General features: G+C 53.4%; 17 protein-coding genes. 6 read left to right on the forward strand and 11 right to left on the reverse strand.

From position 1 onward, the window contains the following. Positions 1 to 24: 24 nt before the first annotated feature. A complete protein-coding gene (locus tag PBOR_RS21785) occupies positions 25 to 1,659 on the reverse strand; it encodes a GGDEF domain-containing response regulator (protein WP_042215290.1) in 1,635 nt (544 codons plus the stop codon). A 228-nt stretch (positions 1,660 to 1,887) separates the two neighbouring features. Here PBOR_RS21785 and PBOR_RS21790 point away from each other — a divergent pair, with 228 nt between their 5' ends. Then, positions 1,888 to 2,157: an ACT domain-containing protein gene (locus PBOR_RS21790; protein WP_042215293.1), complete on the forward strand. Its 270-nt coding sequence runs from the start codon at positions 1,888 to 1,890 to the stop codon at positions 2,155 to 2,157. 32 nt (positions 2,158 to 2,189) lie between these two features. Further along, a complete protein-coding gene (locus PBOR_RS21795) occupies positions 2,190 to 3,545 on the forward strand; it encodes a PFL family protein (protein WP_245648288.1) in 1,356 nt (451 codons plus the stop codon). 109 nt (positions 3,546 to 3,654) lie between these two features. On the opposite strand, the gene PBOR_RS21800 is transcribed toward PBOR_RS21795, so the two are convergent. The 3 genes from PBOR_RS21800 to PBOR_RS21810 form a co-directional block, all read right to left on the reverse strand. Continuing rightward, positions 3,655 to 4,557, reverse strand: a complete 903-nt coding sequence (locus tag PBOR_RS21800) for a sigma-70 family RNA polymerase sigma factor (protein WP_081972399.1) — start codon at positions 4,555 to 4,557, stop codon at positions 3,655 to 3,657. 101 nt (positions 4,558 to 4,658) lie between these two features. Further along, on the reverse strand, positions 4,659 to 5,105 hold the full coding sequence (locus PBOR_RS21805) for a carboxymuconolactone decarboxylase family protein (protein ID WP_042215297.1): 447 nt from the start codon (positions 5,103 to 5,105) through the stop codon (positions 4,659 to 4,661). Between the two features lie 121 nt (positions 5,106 to 5,226). Continuing rightward, on the reverse strand, positions 5,227 to 6,681 hold the full coding sequence (locus tag PBOR_RS21810; RefSeq protein WP_042215299.1) for an MFS transporter: 1,455 nt from the start codon (positions 6,679 to 6,681) through the stop codon (positions 5,227 to 5,229). A gap of 172 nt (positions 6,682 to 6,853) precedes the next feature. Here PBOR_RS21810 and PBOR_RS38135 point away from each other — a divergent pair, with 172 nt between their 5' ends. Beyond that, on the forward strand, positions 6,854 to 7,297 hold the full coding sequence (locus PBOR_RS38135; RefSeq protein ID WP_042215301.1) for a MarR family winged helix-turn-helix transcriptional regulator: 444 nt from the start codon (positions 6,854 to 6,856) through the stop codon (positions 7,295 to 7,297). A 105-nt stretch (positions 7,298 to 7,402) separates the two neighbouring features. Here the strand turns inward: PBOR_RS38135 and PBOR_RS21820 are convergent, their stop codons facing one another. Then, complete coding sequence (locus tag PBOR_RS21820; RefSeq protein ID WP_042215304.1) at positions 7,403 to 8,047, reverse strand: DUF1796 family putative cysteine peptidase; 645 nt, start codon at positions 8,045 to 8,047, stop codon at positions 7,403 to 7,405. A 156-nt stretch (positions 8,048 to 8,203) separates the two neighbouring features. Between PBOR_RS21820 and PBOR_RS21825 the strand changes: the two genes are divergently transcribed. Both PBOR_RS21825 and PBOR_RS21830 read left to right on the forward strand, forming a co-directional pair. Further along, complete coding sequence (locus PBOR_RS21825; RefSeq protein WP_042215309.1) at positions 8,204 to 8,713, forward strand: YbaK/EbsC family protein; 510 nt, start codon at positions 8,204 to 8,206, stop codon at positions 8,711 to 8,713. Between the two features lie 2 nt (positions 8,714 to 8,715). After that, complete coding sequence (locus PBOR_RS21830; RefSeq protein WP_042215311.1) at positions 8,716 to 9,948, forward strand: MFS transporter; 1,233 nt, start codon at positions 8,716 to 8,718, stop codon at positions 9,946 to 9,948. Between the two features lie 145 nt (positions 9,949 to 10,093). On the opposite strand, the gene PBOR_RS21835 is transcribed toward PBOR_RS21830, so the two are convergent. The 6 genes from PBOR_RS21835 to PBOR_RS21860 all read right to left on the reverse strand — a co-directional run bounded on the left by PBOR_RS21835 (position 10,094) and on the right by PBOR_RS21860 (position 18,820). Next, positions 10,094 to 11,803 (reverse strand): extracellular solute-binding protein, encoded by a 1,710-nt coding sequence (locus tag PBOR_RS21835; protein ID WP_052429595.1) that lies wholly within the window; start codon positions 11,801 to 11,803, stop codon positions 10,094 to 10,096. Beyond that, positions 11,800 to 13,212 (reverse strand): response regulator transcription factor, encoded by a 1,413-nt coding sequence (locus tag PBOR_RS21840; RefSeq protein WP_042215317.1) that lies wholly within the window; start codon positions 13,210 to 13,212, stop codon positions 11,800 to 11,802. Before PBOR_RS21840 ends, PBOR_RS21835 begins: the two co-directional genes overlap by 4 nt. Beyond that, the gene (locus tag PBOR_RS21845; RefSeq protein ID WP_042215319.1) at positions 13,205 to 14,950 is read right to left on the reverse strand and encodes a sensor histidine kinase; all 1,746 of its coding nucleotides are present in this window, start codon (positions 14,948 to 14,950) and stop codon (positions 13,205 to 13,207) included. The genes PBOR_RS21840 and PBOR_RS21845 overlap by 8 nt, the downstream gene beginning before the upstream one ends. 129 nt (positions 14,951 to 15,079) lie before the next feature. Next, positions 15,080 to 16,921 carry a type 2 periplasmic-binding domain-containing protein gene (locus PBOR_RS21850; RefSeq protein WP_042215322.1) on the reverse strand — a complete coding sequence of 614 codons (1,842 nt, stop codon included), beginning with the start codon at positions 16,919 to 16,921 and terminating at the stop codon, positions 15,080 to 15,082. Between the two features lie 30 nt (positions 16,922 to 16,951). Next, complete coding sequence (locus tag PBOR_RS21855) at positions 16,952 to 17,845, reverse strand: carbohydrate ABC transporter permease (RefSeq protein ID WP_042215325.1); 894 nt, start codon at positions 17,843 to 17,845, stop codon at positions 16,952 to 16,954. Positions 17,846 to 17,860: 15 nt separating this feature from the next. After that, complete coding sequence (locus PBOR_RS21860; protein ID WP_042215328.1) at positions 17,861 to 18,820, reverse strand: ABC transporter permease; 960 nt, start codon at positions 18,818 to 18,820, stop codon at positions 17,861 to 17,863. Positions 18,821 to 19,589: 769 nt separating this feature from the next. Here PBOR_RS21860 and PBOR_RS21865 point away from each other — a divergent pair. Further along, positions 19,590 to 20,216, forward strand: a complete 627-nt coding sequence (locus PBOR_RS21865) for a GyrI-like domain-containing protein (protein WP_042215330.1) — start codon at positions 19,590 to 19,592, stop codon at positions 20,214 to 20,216. Positions 20,217 to 20,219: the final 3 nt, after the last annotated feature.

The raw sequence follows: 20,219 nt of genomic DNA on the forward strand, positions 1-20,219 counted from the left end.
TCATCCATTGAAGCTTCCTTGCAATTAGAACAGAAATCTGTGGGCCAGCCGCTCAATCCGTGTCAGCAGCTCCGGCAGATAGAACGGTTTAATTACATAATCATCCGCACCCATTTGCAGGGCATGAATTATATCACGCTGATCAGTGCGGCCCGTCAGCATAATCACGAGTATATTCACCTCGGGGTAGTTGCTGCGTATCTTCTCCAGAACCTCAAGCCCATCGAGGCCGGGCATCACCCCGTCCAGCAGGATAATGTACTTCTCCTCGGGAACATACCACTCCGAATTCAGGAAAAGCGCACCGTCGGCGAAACTGTTCACCTTAACCTCAGCCATATTACCCGGCTTCCAGGCGGCGAAATTACCGCTAATAATTCTGCGGATGAGCGGATCATCGTCAACAATAATCACATTGAGTATCGTTTCCCGCCGGCCCGTTAACAGTCCTTCGCTATACAGAGTTGTCTGGTTTCGTCCGCTGTATTTGCTGGAATACAAAGCCTGGTCTGCCTCGTCTATTAGTTTATCGGTCTCCTGCTGCTGTTCGCTTATCTCTGTAATGCCGCAGGAGAAGGATACATGGAAGCTCTCCCGTTTGGCCAGGAATTCCCTGGAGGCAAATTTCTCCTGAATCCGTTCAATAACCAGCAGTGCTGATTCCGCAGAGGTATTAGGCATAAACAGGGCAAATTCTTCTCCGCCATACCGGCAGAACGTATCCTCAACACGAATCGATTGTCTCACCAGCTCCGAAAAGGTCTGCAGCACCTCATCGCCCACCAGATGACCATAAGTATCGTTGACATGCTTGAAGTGATCGAGATCCAGCAGCGCAAGAGAGAACGTCCGGCTCGTCCGTCTGAAGTCTGATGTCAGCTGTTTCATCGTCTGATTGAAATATTTACGGTTAAAAGCACCCGTCAGCTCATCTACAATAATGGACTTCTGCCATTCTTTTTTCAGTTCAAACCGGTTCTTGATCAGTACCAGGAACAGGCCGATATCCACCGGCTTCTGGATGTAATCCATCACACCGAGCGAATAGGCATATTTCTGGATGTCCTTGGAATGCTCCCCGCTGATGATCATGATCGGAATCCGCTCTTTCTTGGCTTTGCCGATAATCTGGTTGAGCACATCGATTCCGCTGCGGTCCGGCAGCAGGATATCCAGCAGAATTAAATCCGGCTTAGACTCATAAAAAATCTTAAATCCGCGTTCGGCGGACAAGGCGATGCTTACATAATAGGACTGCTTCTCCAGCGACTCCCGCAGAAAGGCCACCAGCTCCACATCATCGTCAATAATCAGAATCTCGTATTGCTGATGGATGCTGCCATGGGACAACGCAATTCCCGGAACCTGGGGAGGCACTGCCCCTGTAATTTCAGGCTCATCAAACAGCTCCAGCAGCGGATATAAATAATCTCCCCACTCGGCTTCCGTCCAGCTTCTAAGGTTATCATCCGAGAAATAGAGCAGAGAGTTGCCGGAGAATGCCTCCACCGCGTCAAGGCCCACTGTACCGGAGGTGCCTTTTAAATTATGCAAAAAGCGGTAGATATCCCTTTCCTCAACTGTTGGCTGTTCCGACCACTTCTGCAAAGTTTGTCTGGTGCGCTGTTCAACCAGCTCTTTATATTTTCTCGTCGTCATAATAGCTCCTTCAATTCGTTCCTTCAAATAAACATTTCCTTCAAAACTTCAATTAATCATATTTTTAAGGCGGTGTCAATTTTAATACCATTTTGTCCTGATCAGCCCTACAAAAAAGCTTTGGTTGATAACCTTCTATTCATTTGACATAATAATTGAAACAGTTCATTCCGTTAAAGCGGCGATGGGCGGAGAATACAGAGGAATCTATAATAGGAGGCTTTTCAATTGAAGGGGATTATTACGGTACTGGGAAAAGACAAAGTAGGGATTATTGCCAAAGTATGTACATACCTCGCAGAACACAATCTGAATATTCTGGATATTTCCCAGACGATTGTGCAGGACTATTTCAATATGATGATGATTGTGGACATTTCCACACCCGCTAAGTCCTTTGAGGAAATCGTAGAGGATCTGCAGCATGTCGGTGAAGACATCGGTGTGGAAATCAAGCTTCAGCATGAAGATATCTTCAATATTATGCACCGGATCTAGCCGGGCGGCAAAGAGAGGAATAACCATACATGATCTCAATCGGGGAAGTACAGGAAACCAATAAAATGATCCGGGAAATGAACCTGGACGTACGCACCATTACGATGGGTATCAGTCTGATGGACTGCGCTCATACGGATATGAAGATTTTCAACCGCAATGTGTATGACAAAATTACCCGCTCCGCCGAGAAGCTCGTGAAGACGGGTGAGGACCTGGAGCGTCAATTCGGCGTGCCGATCGTGAACAAACGGATTTCCGTAACTCCGATTTCCATCGCTGCCGGCGCCGTACATACCGATACTTATGTTCCTGTGGCACAAATTCTGGACAAGGCGGCCAAGGAGGTTGGCGTCAACTTCATCGGCGGATACTCCGCGCTGGTTCAGAAAGGCTGCACCAAAGGTGACCGTATCCTGATCGACAGCATCCCGGAAGCGCTGGCGGTGACAGAGCGCGTCTGCTCCTCCGTGAATGTCGGCTCCTCGCGCAGCGGCATCAACATGGACGCCGTGAAGCTGATGGGCGATATTATCATCCAGACTGCAGAGCGCACCAAAGACCGCGATTCCATCGGCTGCGCCAAGCTGGTGGTCTTCTGCAACGCCGTTGAGGACAACCCGTTCATGGCCGGAGCCTTCCACGGTGTAGGCGAACGGGAATGTGTCATTAACGTAGGCGTCAGCGGTCCCGGAGTAATTAAGCGTGCGCTGGAAGAAGTTAAGGGACAGGACTTCGAAACATTGTGCGAGACCATTAAGCGGACCGCCTTCAAGGTTACCCGCGTCGGGCAGCTCGTTGCCCAGGAAGCCTCCAAGCGGCTGAATGTGCCTTTCGGCATCATCGATCTGTCGCTGGCCCCTACGCCTGAAATCGGCGACTCCATTGCCGAGATCTTCCAGGTCATGGGTCTTGAAGAAGCGGGAGCTCCCGGCACCACGGCTGCACTGGCCATCCTCAACGACAATGTCAAAAAAGGCGGGGTCATGGCCTCCTCCTATGTCGGCGGCTTAAGCGGCGCCTTCATCCCGGTCAGCGAAGACCACGGCATGATCCAGGCTGTTCAGCGCGGTGCGCTGACACTGGAGAAGCTGGAAGCGATGACCTGCGTATGCTCCGTAGGCCTCGATATGATTGCCATTCCGGGCAGCACCAGCAAAGAGACCATCTCGGGCATTATCGCTGATGAAGCGGCGATCGGCATGGTCAACAACAAGACAACCGCTGTCCGCGTCATTCCGGTTATCGGCAAAGAGGTTGGCGAAATGGTTGAGTTCGGCGGCCTGCTGGGTTATGCACCGGTCATGGCGGTCAACCCGTTCAATTGTGCAGGCTTCGTTAACCGCGGCGGACGTATTCCTGCGCCGATTCACAGCTTCAAGAACTAGGACACCTGATAGACCGGACGGCTGAATGAGCACCTCCCATACGAACATAAAGACACGTTACCTCTCCCGGCAGGGATGGGTAACGTGTCTTTGGGTTTTCGCCTCCGGATTAACTCCCCGGTATCTCCTGGGCCACCGTAATATGGCTCATCTTGGCCGGGTCCATCATCAGATAGATGTTCTGGATCTGCTCGCCGCTCCGGTCCGGGATCAGACAGATCACCCCTTTGACCTCACCCTGCTGGGTGAAGATCAGGCCTGGCTCGCCATTGACTATTCCATAGTGCTGCTCCCATTCCCGCAGATAGTGCATCACCCTGCGCGAGGTCAGCAGCGCCAGCACGCCTTTGCGTCCGGTCATCGGCCGGAGAATCGTATGCACTTCCTGTCCGCCGCCGTCCGCAACCAGCACAGGATGTTCCCCCAGCAGCTTCAGCATGCCGCCGACATCATAGGAGGTGAACGCAGCCGCGAAGCGCCGCAGCAGCTTCTCTTTGACGGCTCCGTAACCGGGAGAGGGGTCAGGCGATGCAGCAGTCCGCTCCGCCTGCAGCGTGCGCTTCGCCCGGCTGAAGATTTGCCGGCAGTTACTCTCCGTCTTGCCCACCATCCCGGCAATATCCTCGTAGTCATACTGGAAAGCCTCACGCAGTACGAATACGGCCCGCTCCGTTGGTGCCAGACGTTCCAGCAGCACCAGAAAAGCATAAGAAATGCTATCCTTCCGCACCGTCTCTGCTTCCGGTCCGTCATCCCCTTCGCTGACCGGCTCAGGCAGCCATTCCCCGATGTAGGTCTCTCTCCGGCTGCGCGCAGAATTCAGCCTATTCAGGCAGCGGTTGGTTACGCCCTTGGCCACATAGGCTTTGAAATTATGGATATCGCTCCGGTCCCGGCGCTGGAGCTCGGCAAATGTATCCTGAACAGCATCTTCCGCATCCGCAACCACACCTAACATCCGGTAGGCAATGGAGAATGCATACCCTTTATAGTTCTGATACAACTCCTCCATGCTGATACTCTCAGCAGACGGACTCTCAACATCAACGCTTTCTTTATCCCGGACCTCCACACGCTGCCCCTCCTTCACCTTCACGCTATGCTAATTCAAGTTCAGCTGAAGCATCCGGGGAACATCCCGGTGGTAATTGCAATCCGGTTCCAGCTGTTGATTGTATTGACCGCCATAATCCAGTCTACCATTTCCTCTTCGCTGAAATGTTCCAATACTTTATGATACAGCTCCGGCGGAACACCTGCCTGGCTGATCAGGGTCACATGCTCGGCGAATTCCAGCAGCACCCGTTCCTTCTCTGTGAATAGCGGCGCTTCACGCCATACACTCAGCAGCAGAATATGATCCGCATAGTTGCCCAGCTTCATCAGATCCTTGGCATGCATATCCAGACAGAACGCACAGCCGTTGATTTGGGAGACCCTTATTTTGACCAGTTCATACAGTACTTTATCCTTGCTGCGGCTTCCTGCATGCTGCTCCAGGGCCATCATTGCCCGGAAAGCCGGCGCGTTAACCTCACGATAATTCATTCTCAGACTCATGTCCAATCGCCTCCATTTATGTTCTACAACCTGTAGACAAGACGGGGCTGTGGTTTGTGACAGGTTTATCTAAAAAAAAAGCAGAAATGCAAAATTCACATTCCTGCCTCTAATGAAAACTTTAAACGCTCAATCTCTTAGCCTTACGGGACGAGAACAGCCGCCAGCCGGTCAGCAGCGCCGATAACAGGCAGATGCAAGACGAGGTCAGGAAGACTACATGCATCCCCGAGAGGAAAATATCCGGGCGTCCTTCGATCAGTCCGGTCACCCGGTAGCCAGCCTTACTGCTCATGACGTTGAACAGTATGGACGTTGCAACTGTGATCCCCACGACCATTCCTACATTGCGGACCAGTGAATTCACACTGCCTGCGGAACCAAGCTGGGTTCGCGGCACGGTCGACATCACCAGCGAGTTATTCGGTGAACCGAATAAGCCACTGCCGATTCCAAGCATCGCAATCCATGTGCCGACCAGCAGAACCGGACTGCCTTCATGCAGCCGGGCCAGGCCGAACTGGGCAATGACCATGACGATCAGCCCGGAAAAGGTCAGCAGCTCTGAACCAATCTTGTCGGACAACGCTCCGCTAAGCGGTGCGACTATGACCATGGAGATCGGGAAGAGCATCAGCAGGAAGCCTGCACTGAAGGGCGACATATTCAGCATATTCTGCGCATAGAACGGCGCGATAATGTTGAAGCAGAAGTTCGAGACAAACACCAGAAAAGCACAGAAAATACTCAGTGAGAACAGCGGATTCTTGAATAGCGACAGCTGGAGCAGCGGCTGCTTGCGGCGCAGTTCCACAATGAGGAAGGCAATGAAGGTTATAGCTGCCGCGATCAGGGAGGCCAGTATCCGGTTATCCCCGTATCCCAGCTGCTGGCCGAGCAGCAGTCCGGCGAATAACGTTACGATAAAGACTGCAAACAGCATGCTGCCGGGAAGATCGATTCTGGACTTCACCCGGACCAGATCCTTCGGCAGCACCTTCCAGCCGAGCACAATCGCAATCAGTCCAATCGGTAAATTTACCCAGAAAATATATTCCCAGCCCATAGTAGAAACAATGATTCCCCCGAGACTCGGCCCGGCTATACTGCCCAGCGACACGAAGGTCCCGATCAGTCCCAGTGCCTTGCCGCGTTCCGTTGACGGGAAAATATCCGTAACAATTCCCTGGCTGTTCGCCATAGTCATCGAAGCGCCAACCGCCTGGATTACGCGCGCCGCAATCAGCAGCGGCAGGCTGTGGCTTAGCCCGCAGAGCAGGGAGCCGATGGTAAATATAATCATGCCCAATTTAAAAATCCTGATCTTGCCGGCGATATCCCCCAGCTTCCCGAAGAACAGGATGACTGAGCAGATAGCCATCAAATACCCTGTAGTCACCCATTCAACCTGAGCAACCGGCAGCTGCAGCTCCTTCACTAGCACCGGCAGCGCAATATTAACAATGCTTCCATCCAGAGTAGACATAAAAGTAAATAAATTCAGGACAATCAGGATAATCCAGCGTTTCTTCTGGATCACTGCATCCTCCTGGTATGTAGCACCTATACTGCTCATCTGCAAACACCCTCTTGCCTCAAATTTCAAAACTAGTTGCACACGCAACAAATTAACAATTCCCAGTGTACTGCAAACTAGTTGCGTGCGCAACCATATTGTTGTAGTATGTGAGGCAGACGGTATTGTTTGTACACGGAAACCGTCATTATTTCCTGAGAGGTGTCCATTCTTGACTTTAAACAAAGAACCGATCGGCAAGCTGATCTCCCATCTGCACCGCCAGAATCAAAAAATCCTGGCCAAGGAGCTATTGCCCTATGGGATCGGCAGCGGAGGACAGCATAGCTTCCTTAAGCTGATTCTGAGCCACCCGGGCATCACACAGGATCAGATGACTAATGAAATTAGATGCGATAAAGCAACCACCGCCCGCTCCGTGAAACATCTGGAGGCCTCGGGATATATCGAACGCCGGACCGATCCCAGGGACCGCCGTTCTTCCCTGCTGTATCCGACGGCCAAAGCGCTTGAATTCGCCCCGGTGTTCCAGTCGCTGTTAAATGATTTCAACCGCAAGCTGTCTGCGGACCTGACCGGTGAAGAAATTGACACTCTCATTACTTTGCTCCATAAGGTCACGCGGAATTCAGATCAGCTGAACGGGCAGAATTAAAGTATGCTTATCCTCCGGAAACACACAGCAGAGCAGCGATTCTCCCGCTTCCTTGAGAACCGCTGCTCTGTTATTTAGTTTATATTGACAACTCACTAATAATCCCTACACCAGATATACACCATCCAGAATATAATCCCAGCTCTCCGCATCCCCTGCAAGGTTTGGAATTCCGAGAGACGCAATGCCGGGGAGCGGCCATTCACGGTCGACCACGGACTCCAGACCATCGACACCGTTTACAATCAGAATCCGGAAATCTCCGCCGGTTAATGTTCGCAGCACCATCTGAAGCTCACAGGCTTCCTCATACGTACTGCCCCAGCGGATGAACAGCGCCTTCCGGCTCATATACAGGGTGTCCAGCAGTCGCTGGGAGCGCATGTTGATTTTTTGCTTGAAATCCGGGTAGACATGGCTCCACTCCAGCCCCTCCAGCACCGGAAAGTCATGCACCGAGATAACATTATAATGATAATCCTTCACGAAATAGGATTTGACCGGCTGAACGACTTCATTGTCCACAAACACATCATTGCCGTCGATCACCCCCATATTCGGAAGCTCCATATACCCCGAGAACCGTTTACCCAGCAGCCGGTTCACATCCGTAAGCGATAAAGACACCACCCAATCCAGTGGTGAAGAGAATACCCGGAGGCCCCTCCGGCGCAAATGGGCCGCCGGCTCACATGAGCTTCCCAGACTGACGATGCAATCATATCCTCCCCTGATTTCTTCAAATTTCATCTGCGCTCACCTCTCGCCAATTATTTGTATATTAAATGCCGCAGGTAAGAGAAAAGTTTGGATGATAGATGAAGAATGTTTTGCAGAGTCTGGTAAAACAGGTTAGAATGTAACCCAATATGAAAACCATGAAATTTCAGAAAAGGAGCAAAAACCATGTCGATAGCCAAGGTAAAAGAACATTTCCGTAAGTTCTCCCGCGAGCAGGATGTACAGGAGTTTGCTGCCTCCAGTGCTACTGTAGAGATGGCAGCCGCTGTGATTGGCGTCATTCCGGCCAGAATTGCCAAAACCCTCTCCTTCCGCGGCGTTCAGGAAGACGCTATTCTCATCGTTGCGGCTGGAGATGCCAAGATTGACAACAAGAAATTCAGAGAGACCTTCGGGTTCAAAGCGAGAATGCTGAATCCCGATGAGGTCCTTGAACAGACGGGACATGAGATCGGCGGGGTTTGTCCCTTCGGGCTGGCCCGTCCGCTGGAGGTATATCTGGATGAGTCCATGAAGCGGTTCAGCACGCTTTTCCCAGCCTGCGGCAGCACTAATTCCGCCATTGAATTGACTTGCGGTGAACTTGCGGAGTACTCTGGAAGCCGGGCATGGGTGGACGTCTGCAAAGGCTGGAATGAAGAACCTATAAGATCTCAGATCGGAGAAACCACCTGATTATGAAGCACGATATCACTAAGCCTGTACCCTCCCCCGGCAAGGAGCGTTTCCCTTTATCCCTGCTTGTGCTTACACTTGGCGCCTTTGCCATCGGCATGACCGAATTCATCATCATGGGACTGCTGCCCAATGTAGCCAGTGATCTCGGAGTCACCATCTCCCAGGCCGGCCAGCTGATTACAAGCTACGCACTGGGTGTGGCGATCGGAGCGCCTGTGCTGACGGTCTTCACCCACCGGCTGCCGCAGAAAAAACTGCTCGTCATCCTCATGGGTATTTTCATCTTCGGCAATGCTGTATCCGTAATTGCGCCGACCTATCCGCTGCTGATTATTGCCCGGGTATTAACCGCCTTCGCCCACGGAACCTTCCTCGGGGTCGGGACGATTATCGCAGCCCGGCTGGTCCGGCCGGAGAAACGGGCAGGCGCCGTGTCCATTGTACTGGCCGGGCTTACTGTCGCTAATATTATCGGCGTGCCTTTCGGAACCTTTATCGGCCAGCAGCTGGGCTGGAGAGCTTCCTTCGGCGCCATTACCGTACTGGGCATCATCTCCCTCTTCGGCATTATCCGCTTCATTCCGGTCATCGTTCAGGAGCAGACGGCTAACCTTGCCGAACAGGTGCGCGGGCTGGTGAATCCCAGGGTACTGCTGATTCTGCTTACGGGAGCACTGGGCTGCGGAAGCCTGTTTGCCTTGTTCACTTATATCACACCAATCCTGGAGGACATTACCGGCTTCGCCGAGCATAGTGTCACCTGGATTCTGGTGCTGTTCGGCCTCGGCGTTACGCTCGGAAATATCGCCGGCGGCAAGCTGGCCGATTGGAAGCTCATGCCTTCCCTGATCGTCAACTTCGCCGTACTGGCCGGCATTATCGCGCTGTTCCCGCTGACGCTGCATCATCCGGTCCTTGCCATTGTCAACGTCTTTCTCTGGGGAATCGCCGCCTTCGGCATCATGCCCGGCATTCAGCTGCGCATCATGAACCTGGCGCATAAAGCACCGCTGCTGGCCACCACCTCCAGCCACTCGGCGCTGAATCTGGGCAATGCAGCCGGAGCTTATCTCGGCGGAGTAACCATCAACACACTGGGCATCGCCTCCATTCCACGGCTGGCCTCGGGACTTGCCGTTCTGGCCCTGTGCGGCGCCTGGCTTAGCTATCTGTCCACCCGCAACGATAAGTCGGAGCATAGACTTGCGGCCGAAATTGGCAAATCGGCCTGATGAATCCGCAGACTTATCCTTGAAATACTGCCGCTTATAACGATAAGGCCGAAATCCTGTGAAGGACTCCGGCCTTATTTATGTTATCTGTATCTTTTGCGGATATGCTGATGCCTGTTCACCGTTTCCTGCTTACGATTCCTGTTTACTGGCTGCTGCTGTTAGCCGGGTTGCTCTCTGCATCCCGGATATTCACAATTTGCGCAACCTCCCGCGTGATTTGTTCGCCGCCCAAACTTTTCCACTTCGTAGTGAACTCGTCAAACGAGCTCAGCGGCGCATCGCCGACGATAATGTTAAGGAAGGTCTCACTCTCCAGCTTCTGCAGAGCCGGCCACTTAGTCCCCATATGCAGCGTACTTCCGTAATACACACTGCGCACTCCCTCAACGGCTGTTGTGGACAATACGGCTACCCCGTATTTGTAGGCGTTGGCCGCCTTCCAGCCCTCCAGATTCTTCTTCGGCTGCTCTTCCTCGGCGAGCCAGCGATCATAGATCAGCCGGGTATCCGGATCAAGCGCATCCGGGTCAATCTTGCCGTGCAGCGCCTGCTGAATATCCGCATAATGCTTCTCGATGGCATCGCTATAGTCAATCAGCAGATCGAACGGATAATACGCCCGCGGCTGAATACCGGTCTGTGCTGCGAAATCATCCAGCTTCCCGACCTTCTCCACATTCGGATCGCGCCTTCTTTCCAGCCGGGTAAATACATTCAGCAGCTTCACTACAGCTTCGGGATGCGCGTAGCCTTTGCGGACAACCAGATACCGGTCCGTGACCGGAGCCATATGGGCCACGAATTTGCCGGATTCATCCAGCGGCGCGGCATAAGCCCGCCATTCCGCTTTGGTATCCTGTGCAACCGCCTCTGACAAAGGGTAGAAGGGCATCCACCAAGGGCCGAAGAAGATTCCGGCCTTGCCGGCAATAATCGGCTCCTGGGTTTCTTTGTACAGCGCAAACTCAGGATCAATTAACCCCTGTTTGTACCATGCGGCAAGCTTGCCCAGTGCTTGGCGTGTCTCCGGGGTGACTGATCCGTAGACTACGGCTCCGCTGCTGTCCTTGATCCAGTTGGTGGGGAAGGAATGAAAAGAGCTGAATACCGCATCCAGACCGTTCACATACGGCTTGGTCCCATACACAATATTCTTGTAGGCGCTGATGCCCACCGTATCGCGCTTGCCGTTGCCGTCCGGATCCTTGTCGATAAAGGCTCTGGCGATCGCCTCTATATCCCCAAGCGTCCGCGGAGCCGGCAGCTCCAGCCGGTCCAGCCAGTCCTGGCGGACCCACAGCAGGGAGGTCGAATCTGCATGAATGGCTACATTCGGCAGTCCATACAATCTTCCGCCCCGCTGCGCGTCGGCGAGGGCTTCACCGTGAGTTGAATCATACATGTCCTTAATCAGCTCAGAGCCGTACTGCTCATAAGTATCCGTCAGATCCTCAATCATATCGCTTGCGATCAGCTTGCTGAGCTGATCCCGGTCCACCACCATCGCATCCGGCAGGTCATTGCTGTCAATGGCCAGCTGAGCCTTTTGCGTGAAGGGCTCTTCCCCTTTCGCTTCCCAGGAATGAATGACCTTGATGTTCGTCAGGCTCTCCAGATAACGGGAGATCGGATTATTATCATTGCTGTCGCCTGTAGTCAGCCGGGAATCCGGCACCTTGAAGCCGATCCGCATGACGACCGGCTCCTCATACCGGCCGTAAGCAACATCATCTGCCGCTTGGACATCTTGTGGCGGGCCTTCATTCGCGGATTCTCCGGCACCGCTGCTGCGGCAGGCGGCAAGACAGAACAGCAGCAGTACTGGAAGCGCAACTCTAAAGATCCTTTTCACCGCTCCGCCATCCCTTCTGCACGGTATTCGCTGGGCAGCTTGCCTACATGTTCCCGGAACAGCCTGCTGAAATAGCGGTCATCCTCAAACCCGGATCTGCAGGCGATTTCGCACACTGGAGCATGAGTTTCGCGCAGCAGTGATTTGGCCAGCTCCAGCCGCATGCTCCGCAGGCTATCCCCGAAGGTCTCTCCGGCAAACCTGGCAAAGCATTGGCTGAAATAGCCGCGGCTCATATTAATGGCGGCGGCTACGTCGCCCTGATTGATTTTATCCCCTGCATGGCTTTTCATATAGTCGACAGCGCTAATCAGGCAGAACATCACTTCCTTGCTGAGCCCCAGCTCAATCATCCGCTGCTGGACATGACCGGAGAACTGGCGCAGCCAGCTTTTCCATTGGCACCAGGTCCGGTTACGGAGCGCCGCAAGCTCCAGCTCCGCCGCTTCGTCCGGCTTAATCAGCAGTCTGCTCCAGTTGCGCAGCAGCTCCCTTCCAAACCCTTCAACCTCCTCCTGGCGCGGCTGCTCAGACCGCACGGCTGCAGTGAAACTATCCCAGGCTCCCCGATCAAGCGTCCACCGGAGATTCCTTGCATTCACCAGTGGCTCCCCATGCTCTGCAGCATCAGCGGGACGATGCCTTCCGGCCAGCGCCTTCAGTTCAACATAGTTCAGGCTCGGGAGCACATCGCCTCCGGAATCATAGAACAGCGCCTGCGGAACCGTCCGTTCCAGAACCTCCTCCAGCTCCTTCAGCGGCTGATCACGCACGCCTTCCACAAGTGCAGTGGCCCAGCTTGCCCCCAGCACAGCCCCCAGCTCACGCCGGATTTCATCCACCGGCACACGGCCGGGAAGCGGGGTCAGCCATAGGTTCTGGAAGGAGATCAGCGGATGGTTCTTCACGAGTGACAGCTCAAACAGATCCGCTTCGTTTCCTTCAGGCTCCAGCGGCAGATAGAGCAGAGCCTTGCCCGCAGACATAACCTTCAGCTCGCCGGGTGCCAAAGCGCCCCTGTTCCCGTCCTCCCACCTGATCCGCTCCACGAGCCTGCGGATGGTTTCGTCGGCATTCTCCACCTCCAGCAGCGTTTTCACAATGTAATCGACCGCTCCCAGCCGCAATGCCTCCTGCACATAATCGAATTCATGATGGCAGGTAAGCACCACACAGCGGACAGCCGGAAACCGCAGCCTGACCTGGCGGATCAGCTCGAACCCGGTCATGCCCGGCATAGTAAGATCCACGAACAGCAGATCCGTCTCCTGCTGGCGGAGCAGTTCCAGTGCAGCATTGCCGTCTCCGGCCTCACCGGTGATCACCACCCCGAAGGACGGCCAGTCAATCAGCGAGATGAAGCCTTTGCGCACCAGCCGCTCGTCATCCACGACCACAGCTTTAATCATTGAAGTCCTCCTTGCCCATAATGGGTATGATGATCGATACCGTTGTCCCGCCGCTCTCCCCGCTGAGAATCTCCAGGATCATGTGCTCCCCGTAATACATGCGCAGCATCCGCATAACATAAGCGAAGCCGATGCCAAGGCCCCGCCTCCGCACGGTCTCCTCCGCGAGCAGCTCCTCAATCTTCGCCTGATCCATGCCCGCACCGTTGTCCTGTACAATGAGCTGCACTTCACCTGCCCCATGCGCGGTAATGATGACATCCACCTTGCCGTTGTCACTCAGTCCGTGATAGATGGAATTCTCGACCAGCGGCTGCAGCAGGAACCGGGGAACCGCAGCGGACAGCACCTCCGGATCGGCCTCTACATTGAACTCGAATTCGTAATCATAACGGATGCGCTGCAGCTCCATATAGTTGCGGATCGCTTCAATCTCCTCGCCGATGGTGACGATGATGCTCTGCTTGCCGAGGTTATAATGCAGCACCTTTACCAGCAGGGTGACCAGCTTGTCAATCTCCTTCTGTCCGTTCAGCCGGGCAAGCCACTGCACCGTATTGAGCGTATTGTGCAGGAAATGCGGATTGATCTGGCTGAGCAGCTTCTCAATTTCAAATTGGCTTTTCTGCTTCTCATTGCGGGCTACAGCCTGAATCAGCTCGTTGACCTGATCCTTCATCTGCTGAAAGTTGCTCAGTACGAAATCAAACTCCTCTACGTTCGTGAACGCTACCGGGGTGGTAACATTCTCCGCCATGCGGATAATTTCCAGATTGACCTTGCGCAGCGGACCATAAATCCGCCTCCAGATCAGCCAGGCCAGAAATCCCGCGAACAGGAGGGTGAACAGCGCCAGCAGAATCATTTTGTAGATCCAGGTGTAAATCTCGCTGTTGAACACCGACCGTTTGACCACGGCTACAAGCTTCCAGCCCTGCGGGCTCTCATAGCGGAACAGATGGTAGCCATCCAGCACCTCATGCGCAGATCCCCCGCTCCGGCCGGCCTGTTTCACGATCCTCTCCGGTAATTCACCGTCAATGACATGAGTAAGGGTACCGCTCTGATTCACCAGAAGATGATTGACCTTCATCCCGTAGGCTTCCTGATTGAAAATTTTGCGCAGCAGACTGTAATTGGTCTCCAGATAGATATACAGCTCATGCTGGCCGTTCACCCGCACAATCCGCCGCTCCGAGAAGACGACATTATCGCCGACAGCATACATCGTGCCATGCGGACCATAATAATCAGCCCCGTTATAGCGCATGAAGGAAGGCAGTCTGCTGATATCGAAGCCCCGCCGTGTGCTCATATTGGTGAACAGCACCGGATCTTCACTTCCAGGCATGATGTAGGCGGTCAACCCGATATAGGGATTGGTGAAATTGACCAGATTGATCTTCTGATTAATCGAATTCATCATTTGCGACTTGCGGTAGATCTGCTTCTCCTGCAGAAAAGAAGACATCTCCTCCACAATCTGTCCGTCCAGCGCAAACTGCTTGGAGGCGAAATCCAGATTGTCGATGGCATTCTCCAGGCTCAGCGCTTCCTGGCGCAGACTGGCACTGATGCCGCTGCCGATTTTGCCGGACAGGATGGAATAGATGGAAGTGTAGGATATGAAGCCGACGATCAGCAGCGGCAGCAGCGTACCGATCAGCAAATAAATCACCAAAGTAGTCCGCAGGGACTTCCCCTTCGGCGGATGGCCTGCTTGCTTCTTTCCAGGCATGGGCCGGACCTCATCTCTTAATGTAAGCGTTTCAATCTATAGCATCAGAATACCAGATTTTTCTTGTTCTGAAAATAAGAAGGCAGAACAGCCCGGTCGCTGCCCTGCCTATTCCCTATCCGCTTACGCTTACTTCACACTTTTGCGGGCTTCGAACAGCTCTTCCGCTTTCTTCACCGAGAAGTCCATCACGTCCTGATAGCCGAGTCCGTTAACTTTGTCATGCATTTCTTTGTTCAGCTTGTCGTATTCCGCCTGATTCTTGGCGAAGACCATCTTCCAGGAAATCTGCTGGATCACGGTACCGATCTGCTTGTTCTTCTGCTCCAGCGTTTTGTCCATCGTCAGCGGCTCTTTGCCGGTGAAGCCCTGTGGAGCTACGGCGAGCAGATTATTTTTCTCGAAATATTCCTTGGCGGTAAGCACGCCCATCTTCGCTCTCCAGTCACTGTCAAGCTTCGACGGATTGCGTTCCAGTGTGGTCTGCCACAGATTGTGGTCATACGGCTCATTCGTAGCCGGATTCACCATCGCCGGAACCACGAAGGAGAAGTTCATCTGATTCGAGCCGTAATAGTAGTCACCGCCGCCGTATTCTTCGGGAACCTGCGTGTTCTGCTGATCGGCATAAGCCTTCCAGCCGAAGTCGGTCACGACCGGCTTGCCGCTGCTGTCAATATCCCAGGCCAGTCCCTGCGGTCCATTGGAGACTGCCGTTCCGCTGCCTGCCGAGATCATTGCGCCTTCCGGTGTGTACATCCAGTTGATAAACTCCATGATGCGGGCCGGCTCTTTGGCCTTGGCGCCGATGGCGATAATTCCGTTGCCGCCGTATACGTTGAAGCCTGTGGAGTACATCAGCTCATCCTTGAACGGTACAAGCGCGAACCCTTTGCCTTCTGCGGTTCTCTCCGGTGTATTGTAGTTGGCTGCGCCCAGCCACGGGAACCAGGAGAAGAGCAGGCGGCCGTCCTTGTATTTCGCTACCACATCATCGAATTTCTGGGTAAGCGAGTCCGGGTCAAGCAGGCCCATCTGATTCGCTTCGAAGTAGAGCTTGAGCGATTTCATATACCAGCTGTCCTCGGAGAGGAAGTCATAGTACTTCTCTTCATCCGCCTTGACATACAGCGCGGTATCGGCGATTTCGTCATAGCCCATCATGTTGGCGAATTGCTTCGCCAGCGTCATTTTATAATTGCCGTCCCAGTCGGACCACAGCGAGAACGCATAGGTTTTCTTCCCCTGCTCATTCTTCGGCTCCAGCTCCTGCATCTGCTTCAGCACCGGGAGATAATCCTCGATCTTGCTGATTTCAGGTGCACCAAGCTGCTGATACAGATCCCAGCGCAGGTCGGGTCCCCAGGTCATATCCTTGCCCTCAGAAGGTCCCGACGGGTTGGTCGCCACGTTGTTGCCGATACCGAAGACAGAGCTTCCGCCGCCAAAGGCCACTTTAGCCTTCTCTACCGCTTTGGGGAACTGCTTCACGATATCCGCTCCGTATTTGTCCAGCAGGCCGTCCTGCGTCCAGTCCAGCAGCAGCTTGCCTTTGATCGCGTTCGGATAATGGTTCTTATCATCCCCGAAGATGATGACATCGCCGAGGTCGCCGGAGGCCATCATGGCCGAGATTTTGGTATCCCCGCCGGTCAGGTTGGAGGCGACAATATCCAGCTCAATGTTGAATTTGTCCTTGATGACTTTGGCGAACCAGCCGATTTGCGGACCGGCGTAATTGGCCGTTGTTGAGAATACCGTCAGCTTGAGCGGCTTGGAATGGTCCAGCGCCCCGTCTGCCGGAGCCGTTGTGGTCTCTGTGCCTGCGGCTGGCGTGGCTTCGGCCGCTGGCTTATCCGTGCTGGCCGCCGTACCTGAATTGTTCGAATTTCCGCCGCCGCAGGCTGCCAGAACCAGCACCATTATCATGCTTAGCAGAAGTAGCGATACTTGTCTAAATCTGAATCTCATTGCTTCATACCCCCTGATATATTAGTTCGGTCAGCCTTTGACGGCCCCGATCATGATGCCTTTGACGAAGAAACGCTGGAAGAACGGATACACAATCAGAATCGGCATCACTACGATCATGGTGACCGTCATCCGTACCGACGTCGGAGTCTGCATATTCTGGATGCTGGCCGCCATATCCGGTGAATTGCGGATCAGCGCGGCGAGCGAGCTGGATTCGTTCAAATACCGCCAGAGCAGGAACTGCAGCGTGTAATATTTCGTGTCGGTCATCAGGAACGCTGTATCAATGAAGGAGTTCCACTGGTTGACCGCCGAGAAAATCGTAATCGTCGCCAGAATCGGCGTGGTTAGCGGCACAATGATGCTCCAGAATACACGCAGGTATCCTGCGCCATCCATCGATGCGGATTCCTCCAGGGAAGGCGGGATCGCCTCCACGAAGGTTTTGACCAGTATAATGTTGAATGGGGTAATAATCGTCGGCAGAATATAGGCCAGATAATTGTTGGTCAGATGCAGATTGTGCATCGTGATGTACCAGGGGATGAGCCCCGCGCTGAAATACATCGTAACTACAATGCTGCGGTACCAGAACTGCCGGCCCCACATTTCTTTCTTTGTGAACAGATACCCTAGAAAAGCAGACGCCCCGACTGTCAGGAACGTGCCCACAACTGTTCTGTAGACCGAGACCAGTGCCGCATGGCTTAGCCCGCTGATCCGCAGGACCTTGAAGTAGTTGTCGAAATGAATCTGCCGCGGATAGAACTTGATATACCCTCCGGCACTTAGATCATTGGAGCTGATCGTGTTGATGAACAGATAATAGAACGGATAAATACAGCTCAGGGTGAATAATCCGAAGAGCAGATAGATGATTCCCTGAAAGAGGGCATTGCCCGGTTTAAGCTTGTTCCGCATGCGGAATCACCGCCCTTAAATAATGGATTCGTCACGCACAATCTTCGAGAGTGTATTGGCCGCGAACAGCAGGATAACGCTGACCACCGACTTCAGCATGCTGACCGCCGTTGCGAACGGAAAGTTGTTGGCAAAAGCGATATTGTACACGTAGAGGTCCAGTACCTCGATCGTGTCCTTGTTCATCGCATTCTGGAAGGCGAAATACTGCTCCATGCCGTTATTCACAAAGTTTCCAATCGAGAGCAGCAGCAGGACGAAGAACGTAGGAATGATGCCGGGCACCGTGATATGCCAGATTTTGCGGAACCGGCTGGCTCCATCCACCTCCGCTGCCTCATACAGCTCCTGGTCAATGCCGGCAATCGCCGCAAGGTACAGGATCGCTCCCCAGCCCAGCGACTTCCACCAGTACCAGGCGATCATCGTGATCCAGACATGGGAGCTGGAGGCCAGGAAGTTGAAGCCTTCATCCGCGAAGCCGAACTGGACCAGCAGGTGATTCACTACGCCGCTGTCCACGGAGAACAGCGAGAAGGCCAGCGCATAGACAAGAATCCAGCTGATGAAGTTCGGAATCGTGGTCAGCGTCTGCACCAGCTTGCGGTACCAGCCTGACCGGACTTCGGTCAGCAGAATCGCAAAGATCACGGGAAACACCGAGGTTACCAGCCCGAGCGAGCTCATCGCTACCGTATTCTTCAGCACCCGCAGCACCTCAGCCGTCTGCGTCGGATTAGCTACAATGGTCCTGAACCACTTCAGGCCGACAAAGGGCGTGTCCGACAGGGGAATGCCGGGAATGAAATCATAGAAGGCGTAAATCCATCCGCTTATCGGCAAATAATAGAAAATAAAAGTTACCGCCAGAAACGGAAGCGCCATGAAAAACAGCTTGTATTTGTTCTGCAGCTTCCTGCGGGGCGGCGGGACCGGCTCCACACCGGGCAGCAATTCGCCAGAGGGTACTCCCATATCGAAATCTCCTATATCCAGATTTTGTTTACGCTTTCAGTCTAGCAGAAAGCCCCGCGCTATCAGGAGGGAGGAACGGTTCACGGTGCGTGACAGCGGTAGGACGCTATCGGACCATTTTCACAGCGCAGATGACCATTTTCACACAGCAGAAGCAAAAAAGGTGTTGTTTATCAGCAGCTTCCTGCCGATAAACAACACCTGATCTTACCTGAATAGCCCAACATCAGAACTAGAAAAGTGAGTTGATGTTGATCCAATATCGCAGCATGTAATAGTTGTAAAATGTGCAATTAAAAACACCGAAAAAGCTTGCTGGTATCTTATAACTGTATTCTGTACAACTAAATCTCCCGAATGGGTGAGAACGACTCTTCATATGGCAGTTTAATTGCACGAAATACAACTAAACGGATAACCGGATGTAAATCAGATGTTTTAGTTGTACAAAGTGCAGTTAAGCCTACCGAATATACCGTAACCAGGGTCACTGCAAAACCTCAGCAAGCGATTTACCAAAGTGTTCTCACAAGTTAAAATCTGATGTTATACTATCCGCATTGACTGCACAGCGGTTCCCCGCCACGCCCTTCACACCCGGCTTAATCTTGAACAACCCGCCGGCCAGCGGCCAGCGCTCCAGCTCCTCCGGGCTCTTGCCTTCGCAGCGCTATTTGTACTACCCGCTGCCTGCCAATATGACATACACCTGTCCAGTTCAGCATGGTATCCTTCATTTAGCAGAATAATATTGAATGAGGTGACCCGGTTGAAAATTGAATGGAGAAAACAAGACAAGGCGCTCTACCTGCCCGCTGCCGAACCCGCGCTGATTCAAGTGCCCGCCTATAATTATTTCATCCTGCAGGGAGAAGGCAATCCGAATGCTGCGCCTTTCGCTGAAGCCGTCGGCGTACTGTACTCCCTCTCTTATGCCATTAAGATGCTGCCCAAAAAAGGGCCTGAACCGGATGGGTATTCCGACTATACGGTTTACCCGCTGGAAGGCGTGTGGGATCTCAGCGAAGCCGGCCGTAAGAAAGCTGTCCTCGATAAAGACGAACTGGTCTACACCCTGATGATCCGGCAGCCGGACTTTGTAACCCCGGAGCTTGCCGCTGAAGTTCTGGAGAAGGTCAAGCGCAGCAAACCGCATCCGCTGCTGCACAAAGCCGCCTTCGATAGCTTCGAAGACGGCCTCAGTGTACAAATGCTGCATATCGGCTCCTATGATGATGAGCCGCACAGCTTCGCAAGGATGGAGCAATATTGTGCGGATCAGGGGCTGCAGCGGATATCTCTTCTTCACCGCGAAATTTATATTTCAGATGCCCGCAAGGTCTCACCCGAGAAGCTCAAAACCGTGCTGCGCTTCAAGGTATTCATGAAGGATTAGTGT

The organism is Paenibacillus borealis (genome assembly GCF_000758665.1).
Lineage (GTDB): Bacteria > Bacillota > Bacilli > Paenibacillales > Paenibacillaceae > Paenibacillus_AQ > Paenibacillus_AQ borealis.